The 3353-nt window shown below is 68.3% G+C and carries 3 protein-coding genes and 1 pseudogene; 1 reads left to right on the forward strand and 3 read right to left on the reverse strand.

The window, feature by feature from the left end:
* Nucleotides 1–34: 34 nt before the first annotated feature.
* Complete coding sequence (locus B4E30_RS06615) at nucleotides 35–1498, forward strand: MFS transporter (RefSeq protein ID WP_286794135.1); 1464 nt, start codon at nucleotides 35–37, stop codon at nucleotides 1496–1498.
* A gap of 21 nt (nucleotides 1499–1519) precedes the next feature.
* Here B4E30_RS06615 and B4E30_RS06620 read toward each other — a convergent pair whose 3' ends face one another.
* The 3 genes and pseudogenes from B4E30_RS06620 to B4E30_RS06630 all read right to left on the reverse strand — a co-directional run.
* Nucleotides 1520–2350, reverse strand: coding sequence for an ABC transporter permease (locus B4E30_RS06620; RefSeq protein ID WP_286794137.1), 831 nt, complete (start codon nucleotides 2348–2350; stop codon nucleotides 1520–1522).
* Nucleotides 2347–3219 carry an ABC transporter permease gene (locus tag B4E30_RS06625; RefSeq protein WP_286794139.1) on the reverse strand — a complete coding sequence of 291 codons (873 nt, stop codon included), beginning with the start codon at nucleotides 3217–3219 and terminating at the stop codon, nucleotides 2347–2349. The genes B4E30_RS06620 and B4E30_RS06625 overlap by 4 nt, the downstream gene beginning before the upstream one ends.
* A pseudogene (locus tag B4E30_RS06630) lies at nucleotides 3216–3353 on the reverse strand (ABC transporter ATP-binding protein); the annotation flags it as partial. The gene B4E30_RS06625 and the pseudogene B4E30_RS06630, both read right to left, overlap by 4 nt.

The raw sequence follows: 3353 nt of genomic DNA on the forward strand, positions 1-3353 counted from the left end.
TCGGCGGGCGCCGAGAGTAAGCTTGTCGCTCGCCATGACTTCCCCCCGAACCGCTCCGGCGAATCCCCGCTCTCGCGTCATCACCGCGAGCCTCGTCGGCACGACGATCGAGTTCTACGACTTCTACGTCTACGCCACCGCTGCCGTACTGGTCTTCCCGACGCTCTTCTTCCCCACCGGGAACGACACGACCGCTCTGCTGCTGTCGTTCAGCGTCTTCGGCGCGGCGATGATCGCCCGCCCGCTGGGTGCCATCGTCTTCGGCCATTTCGGCGACCGGTTCGGCCGCAAGATCACGCTGGTGTGGTCCCTGCTCACCATGGGCGTCGCCACGATCCTCATCGGCTGTCTCCCCACCTTCCAGGACATCGGCGCCGCTGCCGCGGTGCTCCTGCTCGTCCTGCGCCTGGCCCAGGGCTTCGCGCTGGGCGGTGAGTGGTCGGGCGCGGCCCTGGTAGCGACGGAGAACGCACCCAAGGGCAAGCGCGCCTGGTACGGCACCTTCCCGCAGCTCGGCGCTCCGCTCGGGTTCATCATCGCCAACAGCGTGTTCCTCGCAATCAGCTGGGCCCTCCCGCATCCCGACGGACCCACGCAGCAGTCCGAGGCGTTCCTCGCGTGGGGATGGCGCGTGCCGTTCCTCTTCTCTGCCGTCATGGTCATCATCGGGTTGTGGGTGCGCCTGCGCCTGGTGGAGTCGGAGACGTTCGTGAAGGCCGGAGCGCACGGCGCGCTGCGCAAATTCCCCCTGGTCACGGTGGTCCGCCGCAACGGCTGGCAGATCGTGCTCGGGACCTTCATCATGCTGGCCACCTACGTGCTGTTCTACCTGATGACGAACTTCACGCTCTCGTACGGCACCAAGGCGGCCGACCTCGATACGGCCACCGCGGCGGCGCGCACGGCCGCGGAGGCATCCGGCCAGAGCTTCGACGCGGCCGCGTTCGCAGACCAGTTCTACCCCGGGCTCGGCTTCGGCTACACCGACTTCGTGCTGATGCAGATCATCGGCGTGGTCTTCTTCGGCATCTTCACCCTACTGGCCGGACCCGTCGCCGACGCGATCGGCCGACGGCGCCTGCTGCTGTGGATCACCGGTCTGATCATCGTCTTCGGGCTGACCTTCAACGTGTTCCTGCTGCCGCAGGCCGACCCGAAGTTCACCGGGGCGATGGTGCAGGCGTTCCTCGTGTTCGGATTCATGCTCATGGGTGCGACGTTCGGGCCGATGGGGGCCGTCCTCCCCGAGCTGTTCCCGACGAACGTGCGCTATTCCGGGTCGGCGATCGCCTACAACCTCTCCTCGATCCTCGGCGCCGCTCTCGCCCCGATCGTGGCGGTGGCCCTGTGGGCCGCGACCGGCGGCGCTCCGTGGCTCGTGGGCGTCTACCTGTCCGCGATGGCGGTGCTCACCTTCGTCGCCCTCCTCCTCGCCCCGGAGACCAAAGACGTCGACTACGACGACAACATCGGCGTCGCCGCCAGCGGCTCGCTCTGACCGTCTGCGGCGGCGGCGCGTTCAGTCCAGGAACAGGGCGCGCAGCCGCCGCGTGGTGAACACCAGCCCGAGGGCGATCATGACCACGAAGTAGAGCACGTGCCACAGCATCCCCACCGAGAGGATGCCGGTCGTGAGGCCGCGGATGAGGTCGACGGCGTGCCACAGCGGGAACGCCATGATGATCTGCTGCACCCACTCCGGGTAGACCGAGATCGGGTACAGGGTCGCCGAGAACAGGAACATCGGCAGAAGCACGAAGTTGATCCAGTCCATGTGCTGGAAGGTCTTCATGAAGCTCGTCACCGCCATCCCCACCGCCGCGAAGCCGAAGGCGATCAGGAGTACCGCCGGAAGGGCCAGGATCGCGGTCCACGCGAGGTTGAGACCGGCGATCTGCATGACGATCATGAACCCCGACGCGTAGACGAGGCCGCGCAGCAGTGCGTACAGGATCTCGCCGAGCGCGACATCGAGCGGACCGAGCGAGGTCGCCAGCATGCCCTCGTAGAGCTTGCCGTAGTTGAGCTTGAAGAAGACGTTCCACGTCGAGTCGTAGATCGCGCCGTTCATCGCCGAGACGGCCAGGAGTGCCGGGGCGATGAACGCGGCGTAGCTCACCTCGACCCCCGGCGCCGCCTCGACCTCGCCGATGATGACGCCGAGCCCGATCCCCATCGACATCAGGTAGAACACCGGCTCGAAGAAGCCCGACACGACAACGACCCAGCTGGAGGATCGCGCCGCGATCAGGCCGCGCTGCACCACGGACTGCGGATTGCCGGACCAGAGGGCCCGCCCCCCGCCGACGCGGGCTCGGCCGACCGGGTGCTGCGTCGTGACGGCGCTCATGCCGCGAGCCTCCTGGCGAACAGGCGCCGCGCGACGACGAGTCCGCCGGCGGTGAGCGCGAGGAGATAGATCAGGTGCACCGCGATCATCCCCGGCGCCACCTCGGCGCCGTAGGTGACGACTCGGCCGAGCTCGGTGGCGTGCCACAGCGGCGATATCCATCCGATCCACTGCAGGCCGATCGGGAGGTTCGTCAGGGGATAGAACGTTCCCGAGAACAGGAACATGGGCATGAACACGAAGCGCTGCACCAGCGCGAACTGACCCTTGTCGTCCACGATCGACGCCGCATACGCCATCAGCGGCACGCCGAAGGAGAGTCCCGCGAGGATGCCGATGGGCATCGACAGCCACGCCGCGGCCGGCATCAGGGCGCCGGGCTGCAGCACGGCGAAGAACACGGCGATGAAGGCGAAGTAGAGCACGACGGTCATCGTCATGCGCGCGGCGGCGCCCGCCACCACGCCGCCGGCGATCTGCCCCGGCGACAGCGGCGAGGCCGAGAATCCGAAGAAGTACCGCCGCCACTTGAAGCCCGCCATCACGGGGTAGGTGAACTCCTCGCTGGCGACGGCGATCGCCGAGGTCATCAGCAGCGCCGGGGCCACGAAGACGAGGTACGGCACCTGCTGCCCGCCGTCGTCGATGGGCGCCTGGATGAGCGCGGCCAGCCCGACGGCGAGGCCGAGCAGGTAGAGCATCGGCTGCCCCAGCGCCCCGACCACGATCGTCCATCCGTAGGCGCGCATCGCGCGCACCATGTGCTCCGTGACGTACAGCGCGCCGCAGGCCCGCGGTCGGCGCCCCCACGCGAGGGCCTCCTCGCGGAGCTCGTCGAGCGTGGGCGCGTGCGTCTGCTCGGTCGTCATTCGATCAGCGACCGTCCGGTCAGTCGCAGGAAGACGTCTTCGAGGCTGGAGCGCCGTACGAGCGACGTGCGCGGGTGCAGATCGCGCGCGGTGACCTCCTCCAGCGCCCGCTCGCCGTCGTGCGCGTACACGAG

Source organism: Microbacterium sp. UBA3394 (assembly GCF_002358725.1).
In the GTDB taxonomy this organism is placed as follows: Bacteria; Actinomycetota; Actinomycetes; order Actinomycetales; family Microbacteriaceae; genus Microbacterium; species Microbacterium luteum.